This window comes from Flavobacterium sp. 90, assembly GCF_004339525.1.
Taxonomy (GTDB): domain Bacteria; phylum Bacteroidota; class Bacteroidia; order Flavobacteriales; family Flavobacteriaceae; genus Flavobacterium.
Genome location: NZ_SMGE01000001.1, coordinates 4,923,627 through 4,939,137 on the forward strand (window position 1 = coordinate 4,923,627; position 15,511 = coordinate 4,939,137).

9 protein-coding genes are annotated in these 15,511 nt (G+C 35.2%); 1 reads left to right on the forward strand and 8 read right to left on the reverse strand.

Annotated elements, in window-relative coordinates; genetic code table 11:
- Positions 1-222: 222 nt before the first annotated feature.
- Positions 223-1,338 (reverse strand): PepSY-associated TM helix domain-containing protein, encoded by a 1,116-nt coding sequence (locus C8C83_RS20005; protein WP_132011870.1) that lies wholly within the window; start codon positions 1,336-1,338, stop codon positions 223-225.
- A 454-nt stretch (positions 1,339-1,792) separates the two neighbouring features.
- Here C8C83_RS20005 and C8C83_RS20010 point away from each other — a divergent pair, with 454 nt between their 5' ends.
- On the forward strand, positions 1,793-4,180 hold the full coding sequence (locus tag C8C83_RS20010; protein ID WP_121330338.1) for a TonB-dependent receptor: 2,388 nt from the start codon (positions 1,793-1,795) through the stop codon (positions 4,178-4,180).
- 345 nt (positions 4,181-4,525) lie between these two features.
- Here the strand turns inward: C8C83_RS20010 and C8C83_RS20015 are convergent, their stop codons facing one another.
- The 7 genes from C8C83_RS20015 to C8C83_RS20045 all read right to left on the reverse strand — a co-directional run bounded on the left by C8C83_RS20015 (position 4,526) and on the right by C8C83_RS20045 (position 15,503).
- The gene (locus C8C83_RS20015) at positions 4,526-5,914 is read right to left on the reverse strand and encodes an AMP-binding protein (RefSeq protein ID WP_121330339.1); all 1,389 of its coding nucleotides are present in this window, start codon (positions 5,912-5,914) and stop codon (positions 4,526-4,528) included.
- A 231-nt stretch (positions 5,915-6,145) separates the two neighbouring features.
- Positions 6,146-6,388: an acyl carrier protein gene (locus C8C83_RS20020; RefSeq protein ID WP_099708126.1), complete on the reverse strand. Its 243-nt coding sequence runs from the start codon at positions 6,386-6,388 to the stop codon at positions 6,146-6,148.
- A 253-nt stretch (positions 6,389-6,641) separates the two neighbouring features.
- The gene (locus C8C83_RS20025; protein ID WP_121330340.1) at positions 6,642-8,048 is read right to left on the reverse strand and encodes an MATE family efflux transporter; all 1,407 of its coding nucleotides are present in this window, start codon (positions 8,046-8,048) and stop codon (positions 6,642-6,644) included.
- Entirely contained in the window at positions 8,045-9,880 is a 1,836-nt protein-coding gene (locus C8C83_RS20030) for an IucA/IucC family protein (protein ID WP_121330341.1), read from the reverse strand. Before C8C83_RS20030 ends, C8C83_RS20025 begins: the two co-directional genes overlap by 4 nt.
- 322 nt (positions 9,881-10,202) lie before the next feature.
- Positions 10,203-11,543, reverse strand: a complete 1,341-nt coding sequence (locus C8C83_RS20035) for a SidA/IucD/PvdA family monooxygenase (protein WP_121330342.1) — start codon at positions 11,541-11,543, stop codon at positions 10,203-10,205.
- Between the two features lie 17 nt (positions 11,544-11,560).
- Positions 11,561-14,002, reverse strand: coding sequence for a GNAT family N-acetyltransferase (locus C8C83_RS20040; protein ID WP_121331384.1), 2,442 nt, complete (start codon positions 14,000-14,002; stop codon positions 11,561-11,563).
- Positions 13,980-15,503, reverse strand: coding sequence for an aspartate aminotransferase family protein (locus C8C83_RS20045; RefSeq protein ID WP_121330343.1), 1,524 nt, complete (start codon positions 15,501-15,503; stop codon positions 13,980-13,982). Before C8C83_RS20045 ends, C8C83_RS20040 begins: the two co-directional genes overlap by 23 nt.
- Between the last annotated feature and the right edge of the window lie 8 nt (positions 15,504-15,511).

Here is a 15,511-nt window from a genome sequence, read left to right on the forward strand (position 1 = left end):
ATCCTTTTTTCTTTAATTATTGCTTTGTTCTATTTGATAAAATCCAATTGTTAATGACAAAAATATCTAACACATAGAAACATAGTTTTTCTTTATCCATAAGAAGATTAAAAAGAAACTTGTTTCTTGCACATAGATAGTCCCGAAGCGTCGGGATGAATTCAATAAAAGTGAAACGCCTCTTTTTTTAGTTCTTAATAGCTATGTTTCTATGTGTTTAAATTATTTTTTCGCTCCTTTTTTCTTTCTTCCCAACCAGATTATAAGCCCAGTAATTGGCAATGTCGCAGCAAAAAGACAAACTATAAATGCAATTATTTTGGTAGGAAGACCATAAATACTTCCCGTATGAATAGGGTAGTTTAAACGTCTAATTTTGTCTCCCGTTGAAAATTTGTCATAAGGTCTCGCTTCAATTTGTTCCGTGGTATATTTATCAAAATAAGCGGCACTGGATTGATTTGGAATCGTTATTTCTGAATATTCTTTTAATACTACAATACTATTTATCGTGTCAGCCGGCATTCTGATTTGTATGTTTCCCGTGTACGGAAAAATGCTGTCGGCTTTATTATAGATGTTTTGATAGAACGCAGTATTGTTGAGTTTAGGATCAATTTTAGTTGGGTTTTCTACTTTTGCCGAAGGCTTTTTCGCATTTCCTTCAGTTAAGAAATAAACACCATTTTGAAACCATGTAAACGCAAATGATAATCCGGTTAAAGAAATAATTAACAGAATTAAAAAGCTGTAGAAACCAAAAGTAGAGTGGAAATCCCAATTTACTCTTTTAAAAGAAGCGCTCCATTTTACCGTAAGTCTTTGTTTCAGATTTTTGATTTTTTTAGGCCACCACAAAATCATACCGGAAATAAGCATAAAAGCAAAGATCAAACAGGAAGTTCCCATAATAATTGAACCTGTTTCGCCCAATAATAATTCTCTGTGTAGGGATAAAACAAAAACAAAAAATCTGCTTTCTTGCGGAGTTTGCGCCAGGATTTTCCCCGTATAAGGATCGATAGAAAAAAACTGGGCTTTTTTATCCGAATCCTTTCCTAAAATTTGAATAGTTCGCGAAGGATCACTAAAAGTATAAATACGAGTAATCTTTTTTATCGAATGCTCCTTTTGAAGCATATCCACACAATAATCGATTGTTTTTTTAGTCGTTCCAATCGTAGTAACATTGTAATATTCAGGATTTATGGCTTTGTCAATTTCTTTTTCGAAAACCAAAATACTTCCCGTTAAGGCAGCTATAAAAACAATTAATCCAGAACCAAGTCCAAGCCATAAATGCAATAGACCAATATTTTTTTTAAATCCTTTCTTCATAAATGCTGTTTTCCTGAACCCGTCAATTAGATTTGGGTGATTGATTGTATTAATAAACAGGGGAGAACTTTTAAAGTTCTGGCGCAAATTTATACTTATTTAGACTTAATCCATACAATATCATTAGAAAAAATGCTCTTTTTTTAATTCAAAATAAAACATTCAGAATTTTAATATTAGAATGAAGAAAAGAAGTTCTTAAACGAATAATTTACTTGTTAAAGTTATTGTTGGTTTCTGCATATATGGTTATTCAGAAGAATTTCGGATTACATTTATTAAAGCTCGAAAAGCCAACAAAACCGCTGGTTTTCTGTACAAAAGAAAGTGTCTTAATCATATTTATAGGGAATAAATCAAAATATTACTTGTTAAACAATGATTAATTTCTACTTTTGCATTGTTTTTATTCATTCTAAATAAAAGCAAAATACCTAACCAAAACTTAAAATCAATGAAATATCTTAGTTTAAGAACATCAAAGTTTTTACTTATTATTAGCTTTCTATTTTCGGTCATTTCATCTTTTGCACAACAAAATAGCGGAAAGATCAAAGGACAAATAACAACTTCTGACGGAAAATCGGCTTCAGGAGCTACAATTATCATTATAAGTTCAAAATATAGAACCACTGCTAAAAGTGACGGTAGTTTTACATTCAATAAAGTTATTGCAAATACTTATACTCTACAGGCTTCTTTGCCAGGTTATGAAACGATTGAAAAGAATATTTATGTAACCAATAATGAAACCGAAACTGTAAATCTTCAATTGAAGTTTACGGGAAAACTTGACGAAGCTTCAGACAATAATGGCGATCAACTGGATGAAATCATCGTTTCGGCAAGCAGAAAAGTAGAAACATTATCAAAAACACCTTCTTCTGTAACGGTAATTAATGCCAAGGATATCGAAGATTTATCGATTGTTAGTCCTAATATTGCAAATGTTGTGGCGTATGCAGTTCCGGGTTTAGGATCGGCAACGAATAATACAGGTAACTACGGACAAACACTTCGCGGAAGAAATCCGTTGGTTCTTATTGATGGAATTCCGCAATCTACGCCATTAAAATCAGCAGGAAGAGAAATACGTTCTATCGATCCTTCGGTAATCGAACGCATTGAAGTAATCAAAGGTGCAACTGCAATTTACGGAAATGGTGCCGATGGAGGTTTGATCAATTATATTACAAAATCGGGTAAAACTCAAAAGAAATTTGCCGGATATAGTGAAGCAGGAACGAACGGAAACATTAAAGGAGACAGTACTTTAGGATATAGATTTAACCAACAGTTTTACGGTCGACTTAATAAATTCAATTATATGGTTTCCGGGACTTACGATAAAACAGGCGTTTTTCGTGATGGCGAAGGACAGGTTATTTCTCCGGAATACGGATTAGGGGAAACCAAAACCTATAATATCTTTACGAAACTTGGATATGATTTAACAGACAAACAGCGAATTGAGGTGATGTACAATTATTTCAGTTCGAATCAGGATTCTGATTTTATCCTTAAAAATGGTGTTTATGGCGTAAGTCCGGCGATTGGTATTTTGGGCAACAGACCGGGAGTTGATGAAGGAACGCGTTACAATCACAATGCAAATCTTCAATATGTAAACAAACAGCTTTTCGGGAATACTTCGTTTACGGCAAATCTTTATTTTCAGGACTTTTTAACGATATTTTCTAATTCGACATTCTTCTACGGAAGTGGACAATCTCAAACTGCTTCTGCCAAAAAAGGTGTTAGAGTTTATCTGAATACGCCATTTACAATTTCTTCAAATTTCACAGGAGATGTAACGTATGGTCTTGATTTATTGAATGATAAAACAAATCAAAAACTTGTTGACGGGCGAGTTTGGGTTCCAAATATAAACATGGTCAATCTTGCTCCATATGCGCAATTATCGACACAGATTTTTGGTGATTTTAATGTAAAAGCTGGTTTACGTGCAGAAAATATCAAGATTAATATCGACGATTACAACACGCTTGCAACAGGAGCAAATGGCGCGGGAAGTATTGCTGTTAAAGGCGGTGATCTTACTTATGATGCTTTTGTATTTAATACCGGGGTGAGATATTCGAAGTTTAGATTCTTCAATCCTTTTGTGAGTTTTTCTCAATCTTTTTCTGTATTCGATCTTGGCCGAGTGCTTACAAATGCCAAAGAAGATGCAATCTCAAAACTACAGACAAAACCTATTATCGTAAACAATTACGAAGGAGGTTTTAGTAGTCAGCTTGGGAAATTTAATTTAAGTGCCGCTTATTATTTCAGTACTTCAAAACTAGGAACAAATCTGGTTCAGGTTGATGGTTATTTAGTTGCAGAACGTTTACCGGAAAGAGTTTGGGGTTACGAAGTTCAGGCAGATTATCAAATTCTGAAGCAATTGACAGTAGGAGGAAACTACGCTTATGTGCAAGGAAGAGGCGATAAAGATTCTGATGGACATTTTTACGGACCTACAGATATTTACCTAAAATCAAACAGAATTCCTCCTGTAAAAGTAACGGGTTATGCAAAATATGGTGATGAAAGATTAAACGTAGAATTGTATTGGATGTTGGTTGGTGATCGTGATCTTTTTCAGCCAAATGCTAAAGGTGCTTATGCAATTGGCGAAGGTCCAATTCATTCTTTCAATTTATGGAATTTGGCTACAGCCTACAAAGTTACAGACAGTATCAGAGTAAAACTTGGAATTGAAAACATATTCAACACCGATTATTATACTACAACGGCTCAGTTTTATGGTACAAATGCCAACTATACAAGAGGAAATGGTACAAGATTTAATCTGGCTCTTGGTTATAGTTTCTAGTCTCTAGTTTCAGTATTCAGTCTCAGTCTCAGTATTCAGTTTGAAATGCGCATACTGTAAACTGCGACTGAATACTGAAAACTGCGACTGTAAACTTGAATATAATATTTTTTGTTTTTTTTTATTTGAGAGGTTTCTGGCGATTTTTTGTCAGGAACCTTTTTTTATTTTAAAAAAGTCTCTAAAAAAAATCTCGCAAAGTCGCAAAGTCGCCAAGTTTTTGTAATTCTTTTGCGACTTAGCGTCTTTGCGAGAAATCCATTAGATAAGCATTAAAAACATTTTCATTAACTTAAAAAAAATTACATTCGGACTAACAAGAAAACTGAAAACAGAGACTGGATACTAAACTAAACTCTCCATTTCAAGCCATTCCTTAAGCAGCGGATAATTCACTTTTCCGTTTGGCGTAAGTGGCACATCTTCGATAGGCATTACTTTTAAAGAATTAGCATGAAGATTCAGTTTTGCTTTTAAGACTTTTAGAATCAACTCTTTGTTTAAATTTTTGTCTGTGTACATTACGGCCAAATGTTTATCGTTTATTCCTAAGCAAATAAAAGTTTGTCCGCCCAAAGCATCTTTCAGCAGAAGCTCTGTTTCATCAAGATTGAGGCGTACGCCAAATAATTTTACAATTCGTTTTATTCGGCCTACAATATAATAGTAACCTTCGTCGTCTTTTCTGGCTTTGTCTCCGGTATGAAGTTTTTCCTGTTGCTCAAAAAACTGAAGATCTGATCTGATATTGGCATAACCGCCAAATACATTTGGACCAATATAGATCAGTTCGTCGGTTTCATTGTCGATTTCGAAACGACCGTTTTTGACTGGTAAACCAATCGAAGTTCCTTTTCGTAATAAATCTTTTGGAGGCAAGTACGCCATTCTTCCGCAAGCTTCGGTTTGACCGTATTGCGCAAAGAATTGTTTACCGAATTTCTCACTAAAATCTGAAATTGCTTCGATCAGTTTATGGTTTAACATTCCGCCAGTATGCGTAAGATATCTAAGAGAAGGATGATCTTTTTTGAAAAAGCCAATGCTGTACAACATCTCATAAAAATAAGGAACTCCGCCTAAAGTAGAATAGCCGTATTTTTTGAAATCCGCCCAAAATTCTTTCTGAAAAGCATCTTTATCCGTACATACAATTTGACTTGCTTTCATGCAATTTGTAGTGAAAATAGATAATCCGTACACAAAATTTATAGGCACATTTAATGGCACTACATCATCAGTTCGGATTGGCATATATTCCATAATTGATTTTGCATTCTGAACCAGATTTTCATCAGAAAGTCTTACGAACTTTGGCGAACCTGTAGTTCCGGAAGTACTTAGCAGAAGTTTGGTTTTGGCATGTATCGGATAAATTAAATTCACATTTCGTTTAAACAATACAATACTTTCTGATGCATTTACTGCAACATAACCTTCGATTTCTGTTCGCGTAGGATCGTAGATATAATATGGAGTATATTTTTGTTCTAAATTCTCCTTAAAATCCTCTAATAATCCCATTCCTAATAAGGCAATTGTGTATCTGCTTTGATAAAAATTCAGCAATGTTTCTATTGCCGGCAACTGATTATCATTGTATATAAAAACGACAGAACGCAGGTTTTCAATTTCAAGAGACTGATGCATATCTGCAATCGACTTTGAAATTCCTGTACTCGAATCTGTAAAGATCAGTTTTTCGTTTTTTCGGATTAAATCGTATAGTTCCATAAGTTTAGGTCTATTTTAATCGGTTAGTTGTAATTATTGAAAAATGATTTAATACATAGTTTCGAAGTCCAATGAATCTCTCGCAAAGTCGCAAAGCCGCAAAGTAATTATTCAAACTTGGCGACTTGGCGACTTTGCGAGAAAATTTCTCAGGTATAATCGTCAAAAAAAAGCTTAATTTATTGACAATTAGCCTCGGAACTATGTACTAAAAAAGTATAACGCGTTGTTCTAATTAATTTCGAATCCGTATTTTTTAAGGATATCTTTTATTTTTGCTACACTTCCCATTTCCAGAATATCTTCCATTTCGATAGAGATATTATAAGTGCTTTCGAGTTCTTCTACCAAAACTAAATGACTCATAGAATCCCATTCGGCAATAGCCTGATATTCTAATTGGTCGTTTACTGCTTCAACAGGAATTTCAAAAGCTCTTGCAAATACTCCGTGTAATTGTTCTATTGTACTCATTTTATAGTATTAAAATTAAATTGATATTTTTATGTGTTGATTTTTTTTACGCAGATTTTAAAAAGATTTAGCGGAATTATTGTCATTCCGACAGAGGAGGAATCCCCACAAGAAACTAACGCACAGTACTTTTCTTAAATTGTCGAGCTACTTGCGGAGATTCCTCGTTCCTCGGAATGACAAAAACAGACCAAAATCCTTATACTACTCAGTTAAATCTGCTTAATCTGCAAAATCTGCGTGAAACAAAATTTTAAACCTTAGTATGTTTCCATTTTCCTTTTCGAAAGACAATTATACAGGCAACCGCCAATACAATTTCAGACAAAAGAATGGCTGTAAAAACACCATTTGATCCCAGTTCAAAAGAAATTCCTAAAGCATACGCCAGCGGAATCTGAACGATATAAAACATTAAAATATAAAGCCAGGTTACGACTTTGACTTCGCCTGCAGCATTTAAAGCTCTTGAAATAACCATTGTATATCCCAGAAGTATATATGCCATCGAAATAAAATGGATATATCTTGTACTAAAGGAAATCACTTCGGGAATATCTGTGAAGATTTTGACCACGGGAACAGCGAGGAAAATCCACGAAATTCCAATTAAAACCAAGAATCCCATATTTAGCATTCCGGCTCTCCAAACTGATTTTTCGGCTCGATCGGGTTGTTTTGCGCCAAGATTTTGTCCGGTTAATATTCCGGCTGCATTTCCTAATCCCCAGGCTGGCATTGTCGCAATCGAAGTTACTCTTTGTGCCAGAATGTATCCCGCCAATGCATTAGGTCCAAAATGCGACATAATCTTAATCATAAATACCCAACTTGAAGCAGGAATTATAAATTGAACTGTTCCGCCAAAAGCCAGTTTTCCTATTCTTTTGAAAATAGCCAGATTAAAGACCATTTGTGCCAAACCGATTTTCATGACTGTTTTGCCTCTTATTAAATACCAAGCCTGATAAAGTACGCCAATAACTCGGGCAATTAATGTCGCTAATCCTACGCCTAATAGACCGTAAGCGGGAATTGGTCCCCATCCGAAAATGAAAATTGGACATAGAATAATATTGATTGCATTTGACACCCAAAGTATTCTCATCGCCGTAGAAGCATCGCCCGCGCCACGAAAGATTCCGTTGATTACGATACGCAGAATCAAAAATCCGCTTGACGCAAACATCACGATTCCGTACGAAGTTCCTTCCTGAACCATTTCGGCAGAAAGTCCCATTGCGCTCATAATATCGGTTGCCCAAATCGTACAAACAACGCTTATAAGTGCTGCAATTGGTGTTGTGACATAAATTACCTGCATCGCAGTTTGTCCGGCAGCTTTGAATTTTTTCTCGCCAATTCTTCGTGAAATCATTGCCGATGCTGCGATTCCTAAACCTATCGAAACCGAATAACAAAACGTAATAAAAGTGGTTGTTGCGCCAGCAATAGAAATAGCATTTGTACCTAATCTACTCACAAAGAATAAGTTTGAACAAACGAATAAAGATTCCATCAAAAGTTCTGCAACCATTGGCACAGACAATAAAATAATGGTTTTGTTGATACTTCCTGATGTGAAATTGCTTTCGCTTCCGGCAAGAGAACGCCTTAAAAGACTAAAGAAAGAACGTGTTTTTAAAATAGCTTCTTTCATGCGTTTTCTTTTTCGATTAATACTTCCTGATGGATCAATTGATGCAACGGATTTGGAATAAAACCGCTTTTTTTCATGTGTGGAAAACCAACCGTTTCTTCATAACCATTATACAAACGTCGGCTATTGAAAATTAGACGTTTAAACTCCGGAATGAATAAATTGTATTTGTCGAACATGTCCTGAAGCTCCGGATGTTCTTGCTGATATTCTAAAATAATTTCGTGAACACAATTCCAGAAAGAAGTTTCAGAATAGTTTGCTGACGTAATTAATACATCGCTCAGATATCTGAAAAAAGCATCAAAAACGGCAATAAGTATCGTTAATGGCGCATTTTCGGGATTTGGAGAAGCGACAAACATATTCTCGATAAATTCCTGCGGAAGTTTTTTCTTTCCTTTTTCATTAATTAAAATATCACCCACAAAATCTTGCAAAGCAATTCGCGTTGGAACGTAATCTTTTAGAATAAGAATCACATTTTGTCCATGCGGATCGATGCATAAAGAATGTTGATAATAGATTTGAAGCACAGGTTTTAGATATGCCGTCATATACGCTTTTAGCCATTGTTCTGTCGAAAGTCCTGATTTTTCAATCAATTCCTCGACAAGACTTTTACCATGATCGTCGACATAAAGCAAGGCTGCCATTGTCATTAAATTTTCGCCGTGTTTTAGATAATTGATTGGACTTTCTCGCCACATTGCACCCAAATATTCGTTGTATTGATACGGCGTATTTGCAACTTTACTGTAATTTGGATGTGTGTAACTAACCGAAACCATTTCGCCCAAAAGCACAACATCCATTTTTTGCAAATGCTGATCTTTCTTAAGAATATCTTTCAAATAACCTGTCAAACGTGGCGCAATCGATAATTGTCTTGGACATAAACCTCGAATGTGACTTGTATTTAAGATCGACATTGACGTTTTTACGTAATGTTTGTTGGGTTTGCTTTGGTTAAAAAAAGTACGAATGCTTTGTTGCGGACTATAAATATCTTCGGTTAATTCTAACGGAATAAGATGTTTAGACGCAATATCATTGGCAAATTGCATGACTAATTTATTTTGCCATTGCCATAAATGGATGGGAATAAAAATGTAATCGTCCGGATTTACTTTCGTCTGAATTAGTTTGTTTCTAAAGGTTTCTATTTTTTCAGAACCAATTTCATTTTCATAGAAACTCTGATCGTTCATATCGGTTTGGAGGCGCAAAGTTGCTCTGTTTTTATGAGCAGCAATCCAAACCAATCGTGTTTTTTGACCGGATTCAGGCGTGTAATTTTCGTAATCTTCGGAATCAAAACCTATTCGGCCTTTGTTTACAATTACCCACGGATGACCGTCGAGACTGTGTTCGATGGTTTGAAAATCGGCATCAGCCAACTTTGCAGCCGACAAACGACGTCTCGAATGAATAAAAGCATCGGCATATAAAGTATGCAGCAATTCTTCGATATAATGAGCAAGTGTGAAAGAATTGATCCCGAAAGTTTCCTGAAGTTCAATAAAGAAATTCGGAACATCAATTTGATCCAGTTTTACTTCATTTTCGATTTTATGAATACTTTCTTTGACAATATGCCAGTAATTCAGAAACCTTGGATAAGCCGAAAAACTGTAATAAATATTCTCTTTATCGGTTTCTAATATAAAATGTGTCAAACCATTTTCTTCGCGGCTAACTATTTGTGGTTTCGCAACATCTTCACGCATTAATTCTGCGATACTTTTGGCGAGTAGGTTTCGATTTACTTTATCCCAAGTCGCTGAGTTGAGATGCTGTGCGTCTTTGAATGTGTTTTCTGGGGTTATCATCCTGATTATTTTTTCTTATTTATTTAATTCGTTTGCGTATTAATTTTAACAGATAGAGACATATATTTTATGTGTGAAAAAAGGATATTAAAAGAAACTCATTTCTTTACACATAGCTGGTCCCGATCCCGAACCGTTGGGCAATGTCATGCCGAATAAATCTCTCGCAAAGGCGCAAAATCGCAAAGGGTTTGTCATTTGTGTTTAAACTTTGCGTCTTAGCGCCTTTGCGAGATTAATTTTATTTTCTAAAAAGCTTAACTTAATGACATTGAGCGTCGGGACTATGTGTTAAATATTTTTATCAATTATACACAGTTAGTTACTCGTTTATTAATTCCAAAACATTGGCTTCAGACAATTCCTGCGTGTTTTTTTGTACGCCAAATTGTTGAAATGCAATTCGTTTTTCGACTTTATAAACTTCACGATTCGCAAGCTGATTTATAATCCATGAATTTCTGTAAGCGCCCATTCCTAAATCCGGAGTAGAAAGTCCGTGTGTGTGTAATTCAGCATTTTGAACAAAAATATCTGTACCGTTTTTGTCAATTGTATAATTGCGATTTACATTGAATAAACCATTTTCTAAACGTTGGATTTTGCTTTCGATTCCTGTAAGAATTCCAGGTTCTTTGTATTTATATCCAGTTGCGAGAATTACATAATCTGTTTGATCTTCAAAAGGTTGGTCTAATTCTGTGTGAACGAAATCAAGATTATAAGATCCGTCTCTTTCTTCGTTAACGGAAGTCAGACGCATATTCGAACGTAATTCTACATTTAGAGGTTTATCTTCTAAACTCATTTCGTACAAACTATCGAAAATTTCGTTGATTAATTCCTGATCGATTCCTTTGTAAAGTCCGTGTTGTCTCGCCAGAAGCTGTTTTCGTTTTTCATCAGAAAGACTATGAAAATGATCTACATATTCAGGAGAAGTCAATTCAAGCGTTAGTTTTGATTTATTATCCAAAGGGAAAAAGTGAGACGAACGTGTAAACCATTTTAGCTGTAAACCATTTTCAGTTTCAGGCAAAAGATCACGGAATACTTCGGCCGCACTTTGTCCTGAACCAATAATAGTCACAGATGCATTTTTGTTAATGCGTGATTTAAAATCCAGATATCTAGATGCGTGAATTACATTTGGCAAAACTTCCTGATCTATAAAGTCCGGAACATGTGGAGAAGTTCCGGTTCCTAAAACAATTTTATTGGCATAATAAGTTGTTGTTATGCAAGTTTGCGTATTGATAACCATTATTTTATAAAGATTATCAACGTAATCAATTGAAACTACTTTATGAGAAAACTTGCAATTTGGTAATTGATTTGCGACCCATTTGCAATATTCGTTGTATTCTCGTCTGTAAATGAAGAAATTTTCTCGGATATAAAATTTGTAGATACGTCCGCTTTCTTTGATGTAATTTAGAAAGCTATATTTATTTGTAGGATCTGCCATTGTGACCAAATCTCCCAAAAACGGAACCTGAAGTGTTGCATTATTCAGCATAAGTCCCGGATGCCAGTCAAAACTTTCTGACTGATCAAAAAACAGTGCCGATAATTCTTCAACAGGTTCTATAAGAGCGGCAAGTCCAAGATTAAAAGGACCAATTCCGATTCCGATTACGGAGTATATTTTTTCTGTACTCATTGTGGTATTTTTACGAATTAAACTTGAGGTGCTGAAATTGTGTTGTTTTGAAAATCTTTGGCAGCAGGAAATTTTGCCCAATACCATTCTCTGTAACAGAAGTTTAGATTGGCTTTTTTATGTGGCATTTCGATCACTTTTTCGATTTTAAAACCTACATGCGCTTTATTCATCATTGACGCGATGGAATCTACAGATCCTTCACCAACCATTTTGCCTACTTTTGGTTCTCCAAAAACAAAATCCATCATCGATTGTGTTGCCGGAGATCCGTATTTTAGTTTTGGATCTGTTGGTGCGATAAATTGATGCGTTCCATAATCTGACGGAAGAACATCATAATATTCTCCTACAATATCGCGGCTTGCCCAATATACTTCAATGTTAAAAGTTGGAATTCCATTTGCTTCGCCAATAAAACTGTGCCCATGATCTCCGGGAAGTAGCATTCTGTAAAAGGCTTCGATTTGGCGAATTGGCCAGTTCATTTGCCAGATTTTCAAAGCATGTTCACGGTGAAACCATTCGTGAAGCATCTCAATATCTTTGTCAATATCAACAGGACGCATGGTTATCGTTACATTTTCTTTTTCGAAAAAGCGACTGAAAACAGTTGTATTTTCTTTAGGATTAATCAGTTTTTTAGAGAAAAAATGTTTGTTTAAAGGATTAGGATAAGTTCTGTAAACCGCCGGATTTGTTCTTGGCGCGCTGGCTTCATCCATATTATTTAAACTAGTTAACAGATTTCCTTTTACCACCAATGTCACACTATTTGTAAAATGCGAAACTAAACCTGTCGTATCTGAATCTTCTTGTTTTTTTAATGCTTCATAGATCAAATTAAGCAATACATTTTCGTCAACTAGTTTGTTTTTGCCCAGAATACTTGTTATTCCAAACAAATGATTTACTAAAAGATAATATCCCCAGAAATCAATAATTCTTTTTTCGGCGATAAAAGATCTGCTATCTTTTCCGAAATCCGGAATCAGTTTTTCTAATTCTTCAACTTTTCCCTGACGGAAAAAATAACCCTGATTGTCTCTGAAATAGAGTTTTATAGGAAAAAGATTTTCATCGAATTCGACCAACATATTTTGCTGATGAAATTCAGAACCAAATCCGTATTTATTAAAAACTCCAACCAAAGGCGTTATCGTAATATTTAGATATTGTTTGAACCATGAAAGTGCTGTTTCGGTTACAGAAGAATCTTGTCTTTTGGCTGCTTCATTGATAAGATTCACGATTCTTGGTGTTTCGCCCAAAATTCCGTCTTGCGAAAGTGAAGCAACCATCGTTACATTTTTCTTTGCATTGGCTCCATGAAAAGGATTTTGACGAATGCTCGTGCTAAAACCGTCAATAATTTGATCTTCATAAGTAACGGCGATAAAAGCAGGATCTGTAATAAGCTGAATTTGTGGAAAATCTTCCTGAATGCCTTTTCCCCAATCGGTTTTCATCAGTAATGCAGCGTCATAACCACGATTTAATTCGTGTAGATAATTAACGCGGAATGAATTGGTGATTTTTACATGCAATGAAAATTTGTACATCCATTCGCTTTCGGCATTATAAACGGTACGAACAGAGGAAGTTGCCGTATAAGAAGGTCCAAATTGCCCAAGATTGAATAAAAGTTGTTTCGATTCCATTTCTTTTACTTCCTTTTGATCCAATAAATATTGGGCTTCCCAAGGATGAACCGGAATTACTTTATAATTGGTATAAAAATCCAGTAATTCTTTGGCGTGTTTATCTGCGTATTTCGAAATTTCATTTTTCAGATGATCTGTGAATAAAAATTCTTCTGCATTTTTTTCTATTATATTTTCCGGATGAATAAGGAAAAAATGCAAAGGAAATTTCCCTGCGGTTTCAGGAGAATATTTCAGCAATTCGTCTTTTGTAAAACCTTCTCGGCTTTTTGGCAACGGATGCACGCTATGTCCAAGAATCAAAGATTGTTCTGATTCTATAAAAGTTTGTTCGGCATTGTTGGCAGAATGATCGCTATTTTTGTAATGTTCCAGATATAAAGCCAGATTATCAATACTGTTTTCCATACGTTCCTGCGTAGGAATTGCATCTATATCAGGATATTCTGTTTTAGAATAAGAAGCTACAAACGCTGTAAATTCCATTGGATTTATGGCTTTGATTTCGTCAGTTTCAATATTGCGTGATACAATTGGAAAACCAAACGAATGAACACCGCTTTCAGAAAAATAAGTCAGCGGAGCAAAAACTTCCTGACCAATAGCTGAAAAATCAAATCTGAAGAATGTACTGTGATTAATCGTCTGCATGAAATCAGCCAGCGTTTGATCGTATTTTGGAATGCCTTCGTAACGGCTCCAATTGCTGAATTCTCTGCAATAACAATTGAGCAGGGATTTAAAATTTACCTGTTCTGCCAGTTGATGAAAATTAGTTAAGTCTGTGGTATTCATTTCCATTTTGTTTTATGAGGTTAAGAATGTTTTTAATGTCATTTAGGGTTGTAATCGGATTGAAAATGGTGAATTTCAAATAGAATTCTCCGTTTACTTTTGTACTTGCAACTAATACATCTCCGCTAAAAAAGAGTTTTTCTTTAATGTATTGATTGACTTCGCAAGAGTTTGATTCGGCTGGACCGTCAAGATATCTAAACACTAAAACGCCCATATCTGAATGACATAATAATTCGAAGTTTTCATCAGATTCTATGTAGGCGGCTGTTTTTTGCGTTGTTTCGATAATAGTATCGGTAAATTGTCCCAACTTTTCTTTACCTAAATAACGAAGCGTAAACCAAAGTTTCAAGGCATCAAAACGGCGTGTACTTTGAATAATTGATTTATTGATTTGCGCCGGAAGTGCGTCGTAGTTTTGTTCTTTTGGATTTAAATAATCAGCGTGATGTTTGATTATATTTAAGTGAAGTTTATTTTTCACGATAAAAGCACTGCTGCTTATAGGCTGAAAAAAGGATTTATGATAATCAATTGTTACAGAATCTGCGAGTTCAATTCCGTTTAAAAGATGTCTGTGTTTTTCTGTCAAAAGCAATCCACAACCGTAAGCTGCATCAACGTGAAGCCATATATTATTGCGATTGGCAATTTCTGCAATAGCTTTTAGCGGATCTACATTTCCAAAATCGGTAGTTCCTGCGGTTGCTGTAATCGCAATTGGAATATTGCCTTTTTCGATTTCCTGTTTAATTGCTTTTTCCAGTTTTTCAGGATCCATTCGGTATCTTTTATCGACACCAACATGAACGATCGCTTGTTCTCCAAGACCTAAAATCCATGCATTTTTATGATTACTAAAATGTGCTTTATCAGAAACAAAAACTCTGAATTTTGAAGCATCAACAGGAAGTCCGTCCAGTTTGATATTCCATTTTTGGTATTCTAACGAATAATAATCTCTAGCCAAAAGCAATCCCATTAAATTACTTTGCGAACCTCCGGCAGTAAAGATTCCGTCGCCTTGTTTGTAACCAATTTGTTCGCTTGTCCAGTCGATAAGTTTACGTTCCATAAAAGTTCCGCCGGCACTTTGATCATAAGTATCTTGCGAAGAATTTATAGCGCTTATCAAAACTTCTGCTGCCAAAGCCGGAATTACTACAGGGCAATTTAAGTGCGCGATATACTCCGGAAGATGATAAGCTGTGGCATGATTTACATAGATTTCGTCGACTTCGTTAAGCAGACTTTCATAATCGGGTAGTGGTGAATCAAAATCTATGGCTTCGATTTTGGTTTTCATTTCCGCAGGTCTGATTCCTGTAAAAGGTTTTTTTGTGTTTTTTAGAAAATTAGAAACACGTTCCTGTGCTAGTTTTACAGCATTTGCATATTCTGAACCAGAGTTTTGGTGAAATATGTCTTTGTAAAGATCCTGTTCTGCCAGGACTGCTTTATCTGTAGGTTGATTTTCGTTGATTAGCGTGGTATTCATAAAATAGT

Excerpts from the sequence above, each read along its gene's own strand:
- C8C83_RS20005 (WP_132011870.1), bottom strand. The coding sequence starts at position 1,338 with ATGAAGAAAGGATTTAAAAAAAATATTGGTCTATTGCATTTATGGCTT.
- C8C83_RS20010 (WP_121330338.1), top strand. The coding sequence starts at position 1,793 with ATGAAATATCTTAGTTTAAGAACATCAAAGTTTTTACTTATTATTAGC.
- C8C83_RS20015 (WP_121330339.1), bottom strand. The coding sequence starts at position 5,914 with ATGGAACTATACGATTTAATCCGAAAAAACGAAAAACTGATCTTTACA.
- C8C83_RS20020 (WP_099708126.1), bottom strand. The coding sequence starts at position 6,388 with ATGAGTACAATAGAACAATTACACGGAGTATTTGCAAGAGCTTTTGAA.
- C8C83_RS20025 (WP_121330340.1), bottom strand. The coding sequence starts at position 8,048 with ATGAAAGAAGCTATTTTAAAAACACGTTCTTTCTTTAGTCTTTTAAGG.
- C8C83_RS20030 (WP_121330341.1), bottom strand. The coding sequence starts at position 9,880 with ATGATAACCCCAGAAAACACATTCAAAGACGCACAGCATCTCAACTCA.
- C8C83_RS20035 (WP_121330342.1), bottom strand. The coding sequence starts at position 11,543 with ATGAGTACAGAAAAAATATACTCCGTAATCGGAATCGGAATTGGTCCT.
- C8C83_RS20040 (WP_121331384.1), bottom strand. The coding sequence starts at position 14,002 with ATGAATACCACAGACTTAACTAATTTTCATCAACTGGCAGAACAGGTA.
- C8C83_RS20045 (WP_121330343.1), bottom strand. The coding sequence starts at position 15,503 with ATGAATACCACGCTAATCAACGAAAATCAACCTACAGATAAAGCAGTC.